The organism is uncultured Campylobacter sp., from assembly GCF_938018035.1.
Classification (GTDB): Bacteria; Campylobacterota; Campylobacteria; order Campylobacterales; family Campylobacteraceae; genus Campylobacter_B.
This window is the reverse complement of the sequence record NZ_CALIJF010000189.1, coordinates 1-4634: the sequence shown is the minus strand read 5'-3', so window position 1 is coordinate 4634 and position 4634 is coordinate 1. Positions and strand designations below refer to the sequence as shown.

Genomic DNA, 4634 nt, shown 5'->3' with positions numbered 1-4634 from the left:
GTAAGCGGCGTGCGAAATCGGGCTTTGATTTTGCGCGCTGAAATTTTACCGAGCCGTGCACGGCGCCTTTAAAATTCGCTCGCCACACGAAACACTCTTTGAATTCGACATGCTGTATGAGTTCTCATCACCGCAAGTTGCGCCTCTCGCTGCTGATCGTACGTTGCAGGCGCAGTTTTAAAATTTTATCGGGCGGCTCGCAAACCAAAAGAGCTCATACAAACCGCCGGCGCGGTGCAAAACGGCAGCGATCTGCTTGCGAGCAGCGATTCGTTCGCCGCAGCCAAATACTGCGCGTAAATTTTAAAATCTGTGCGCGCGCAGCAGCCGCATACCCGGACCGCGACATGAAGATCGCGCATAAATTTTGCTCCGTGCCGCCGCACTCGCCCGCAAAATTTATTTGAATTTACCGCGCCGTATGAAACGCGTATATTTGATCCGCCGCTTTAAATTTGAGCGCACAAGCCGTCTTGCAAACGGAGCGCAAAAGCAGAATTTAACGCCGTTTGCGCCGCAAATTTAAAATTCCCTACTCGCTTGCGATAGCCTGCCGCTTCTGCAAAGCCCCGCAAATTTTAGCACGACGCAGGCGCGGTTTTAAATTTAAACGCACAAGCTGTACGCAAACGGAGCGTAAAAGTAAAATTTAGCGCCGTCCGTGCCGCTTTACAAATTTTAAAATTTACCCAAATCTTAGGCCGGTCGCAGGTATGCACTCGCTGTGCCGCGACGGACTAAATTTTAAGCCCCTTTTTTGCGGCGGCCTCGTCGCAAATAACGGAAAAGCTTAGGTTCATAATCTCGTCGTGCGACTTGATGAAATCGTTGAGCGCCCCGAGTTTTAGCGTCTCGATGCGCTTTAAATTTCGCTCGAACTCGCCGAATGCATAGCCCTTGTAATACTCGCTCTGCGCGATCGCCGCGCGCTTAAACATCGTCTCTTTTTGCAGCACGGCGCTTCCGATTAGGAATTTTTTGGCGCTTTTCAGCTCCGCTTCGCTCACGCCAGATGCGATAAATTTCGCGATCTCCGCCTTTACGAGCGCGGCGGCGTTTTGTAAATTTTCGTTTTTGGTCTGCAGATAGCCCCAAAACTCGCGGCGGCTAAGCTCGAAATCGCCGCGCGCATAGACCGAGTACGCAAGCCCGTGCTTAACGCGGATGCGCTCCATCAGCCTGCTGCCGAAACCGCTGCTTCCGAGCACGAAAAGCGCGGTGTTTGCGATGAACTCCTGCTCCTTTAGCAGCGCAAAGGGCGCACCGAAGTAGATGTATGCCTGCTGCGTCTGCTCCTTTTGGATCTTTATTTTTTTCGCATCGCTCGGCGTGAAAAACGGCAGCTCGCGCTTTTCTCCGCTTGCAAAAAGGCTTAGAATTTCCGCGATTTTCGGGTTTTTATCGCTCACGTCGCCGCATAAAACGACGTATAAATTCTCTAAATTCAGCGAGGCGAAAAACTCCCGCACGTCCTTCATCGTGATCCGCTCTATGCTCGCCTCGTCGCCTATAAGCGGCCGCTCTAGCCTCGTGCGCGGATACAGAAGCGCTTTTAGGTTGCACGTCGCGATGTAATCAAACTCGCTTTTTAGCACGGCGATCTCGCCTATGGTTTGCATCTTTAGCTTTTGAAGCACCGAGGGCGTTAGATTGGGCCTGCTAAGCAGCTCTCGCAGCATATCTAGGCCGAAATCGAAGTGCTCTTTTAGGCAGTTTAGTTGGATGCTGAAGGTCTCAAAATTGCTCGTGGCGCTAATCTCGACCGCGCGGATATCGAGCTTACGGTGAAATTCGCTCACTCCTAGCGTCTTTGAGCCCTCGCCCAAAACGCCCGCGCAGATGCGCGCAAGCCCCGGGGTCTTCTCACTCACCGCGCCGCTTGCTTTAAAAATTAGCTTGAAGCTCGCCACCGGCAGTGAATCGTCGAACTGATACAAAAAGTCGATTTTAGCGCTTTTGCCGCCTTTGGTTTTGAGTGAAATCTCTTTTTTTTCCATCGTTTTCCTTTATAAAATTTTTAAATTTCATCGCTTTTACAGGCGCGGTTTTAAAATTTTGACGCAGCCGCGCCGCTTTTGAAATTTGCGCCGGGCTCGTTTTAAAAATTTCGCTAAAACAAGTTTTCAAAATTTAGTTCAAACTCGCTTCTAAAATTTCACGCTAGGGCAGTTTTGCCCGTCCTGCTTAAAATTTTAAAATTTAATCGCACCGCAGGATACTGCAAATTTTAAAATCGCCACCCTCGTCATATTGCAAATACGGCTCGAAAGCGCCAACGAACCGATCACACGCTATTCATACAGCCCTTTCTCAGCTAGTCGCAAACTACCTGCGGCATTGTAAAATTTAATCGCGCCGCACGTTTTGTAAAATTTCAGCGCTCCAAACGGCTTTCCGCCGCAACGCATTCTGGATGCGAAACGAAATGTATTCGCGCCTAAACGGGGGCGCATGCTGCTGCTACCAAACACGCAGTTCTGCGGTATATCGAAACCGCAATATGCTTTGTCGCCGCAAACGCGCCAAGCGCCTTCACAAAATCGTCTCGGGCACCGTCTCCGCCGCGTTAATCTTGCAGTGTAGAATTTCGCGTCCGCAAAATTTTAAGGTGAAATTTCGCAGCAAAATGGAATTTTACCGCGCAAATTCCGCTCGCGCCTGTAAATTTAACCTCGTACCGATATCAAAATTTTAAATCCCGCGGCAAAATTCTACGCTCGCGATCGCAAAAATTCGCTATCTGTTTTAAGGCGAAATTTGCTGCTAAATTCGCACCGTAAGCGCATAAATTTCCTGCCGTAAACGCGCAAAAGCCCGCACCTAAGCATAGGTCTCCAAAATATCGTAGTTGGTGTTGCGCTTGGCGGGTATTTCGCCTACGTCGCGGATCAGCGCTATCATCTCGTCCTTGCTCATTCGAAAGCTCGCGCCCGCGGCCTTTACGACGTTTTCCTCCATCATCGTGCTTCCCAGATCGTTCGCGCCGAATTTCAGCGCCAGCTGCCCGATGTAGCTGCCCTGCGTGACCCAGCTGCTTTGGATGTTTTTGAAATTATCCAAAAATAGCCGTGAGACGGCGAGCAGGCGCAGGTAGCGGTTTGGGCTTTGCTTTTTGATCTCGGGATGCTCGCGCAAAAGGCGGGTGTTTTGCCCCTGAAAACTCCATAAAATGAACGCTCGAAAGCCACCCGTGCGGTCTTGCAGCTCGCGTATTTTTTCCCAATGCTCCACGATCTCGCGCGTGCTTTCCAGCGTGCCGAACATCATCGTGGCGGTCGTTTTCATACCGATGCCGTGCGCCTCCTCGTGCACTCTAAGCCACGTGGCGCTGTCGCTTTTGCGCGGCGCTACGAGGTCTCGCACGCGGTCGCTTAAAATTTCGGCTCCGGCTCCGGGCATCGAGTAGAGCCCCTTAGCTTGTAGTCTGCGAAGTACTTCAAGCGTGCTGATGCCGCTAAGGCGCGCGATATAATCTATCTCGATCGCCGAGAAGCCGTGGATCGTGATGCTGGGGTAATTTTTGTGGATGAACTCCACCAGATCCTCGTACCATTCGATTTTCAGCTTCGGATGGACGCCGCCTTGAAATAAAATTTGCGTGCCGCCCACGGCGATGAGCTCCTCGATCTTTTCGCTAATCTGCTCAAAGCTCAGCACGTAGGCGTCCGCGTCGCTTGCGTGGCGGTAAAATGCGCAAAATTTACAATCTACCATGCACGCGTTGGTGTAGTTTATGTTTCGATCGATGATGAAGGTCGTGACGCGGTCCGGGTGCAGCTCACGCTTGCGCGCAAACGCCGCGCGCCCAAGCTCGTTTAGATCGGCGTGTTCTATCAGCTCTAGCGCCTCATCGGCGCTCATTCTAGCCATTGGCTCCCTTTAAATTTGCATCGCTTGCGGCGACGTTAGATTTTTTATCGTCGGCACTCGTGCTGTCCGCGTCGCTTAAATTTGCGTCGCCGTTATTTAAATTTATCCCGTCTGCGCCGCTAGAATTTCGACTGCTATCTTTTTTAATTACGATCTGGCCGTTTTTTACGCCTAAAATTTCGACGCGGTCGCCCTCGTTAAGATTTGAAATTTCATCGCTTTTCCAAAACGTGCCTTTGAAATAGACCATGCCGTTTTTGACGGTACCGGTGCCGCTTTCGTCTAAAAAATTATCTTTATGCTTCTCTTCTGGTTTGAAAAAGCGTGATTTTAGCGGCTTTTTAAATGCGATCAGAAGCACAAAAGAGAGCACGAACGAAAGTAGAATCTGCACGTCCCAATCAAGATGAAAACCGAAGCTCAAAAGCCCCGTGATGAAAAATCCGGCGCTGAAAAATATAAAGGTAAAATCCATCACCAAAAGCTCGACGATCGCCAAAATCACGCCGATTATGATAAAAATCAGCGCGTTCATTTAGCATCCTTCGCGCCGTTTTTGCTGAGGAATTCTTTAAGCACGCTAAGAGATCCGAGCAGTTCGCTCGTTTCGTAAGGGATCAAAATTTTATCCTTGCTAGGGTTTTTGGACAGCTCGCTGAAGGCGTTTACGCGACCTTGCGCGAGCAGGTATTCCGCCGCAAAGCTAGAAGCGCTCATCGCTAAATTTATACTATCCATCGCGTCTTTTTGACCCTGTGCTAGCG

General features: G+C 50.3%; 4 protein-coding genes and 1 pseudogene. 1 reads left to right on the top strand and 4 read right to left on the bottom strand.

Annotated elements, in window-relative coordinates; all coding sequences use genetic code 11:
• Positions 1-737: 737 nt before the first annotated feature.
• Positions 738-1997 (bottom strand): pitrilysin family protein, encoded by a 1260-nt coding sequence (locus Q0257_RS05715; RefSeq protein WP_298022706.1) that lies wholly within the window; start codon positions 1995-1997, stop codon positions 738-740.
• A 416-nt stretch (positions 1998-2413) separates the two neighbouring features.
• On the opposite strand from Q0257_RS05715, the gene Q0257_RS05710 reads away from it, so the two are divergent.
• On the top strand, positions 2414-2695 hold the full coding sequence (locus Q0257_RS05710; protein ID WP_298022703.1) for a hypothetical protein: 282 nt from the start codon (positions 2414-2416) through the stop codon (positions 2693-2695).
• Positions 2696-2820: 125 nt separating this feature from the next.
• On the opposite strand, the gene Q0257_RS05705 is transcribed toward Q0257_RS05710, so the two are convergent.
• The 3 genes and pseudogenes from Q0257_RS05705 to Q0257_RS05695 form a co-directional block, all read right to left on the bottom strand.
• Positions 2821-3870: a dehypoxanthine futalosine cyclase gene (locus Q0257_RS05705; RefSeq protein ID WP_298022700.1), complete on the bottom strand. Its 1050-nt coding sequence runs from the start codon at positions 3868-3870 to the stop codon at positions 2821-2823.
• Positions 3863-4405: an NfeD family protein gene (locus Q0257_RS05700; protein WP_298022697.1), complete on the bottom strand. Its 543-nt coding sequence runs from the start codon at positions 4403-4405 to the stop codon at positions 3863-3865. Before Q0257_RS05700 ends, Q0257_RS05705 begins: the two co-directional genes overlap by 8 nt.
• A pseudogene (locus tag Q0257_RS05695) lies at positions 4402-4634 on the bottom strand (paraslipin); the annotation flags it as partial. The gene Q0257_RS05700 and the pseudogene Q0257_RS05695, both read right to left, overlap by 4 nt.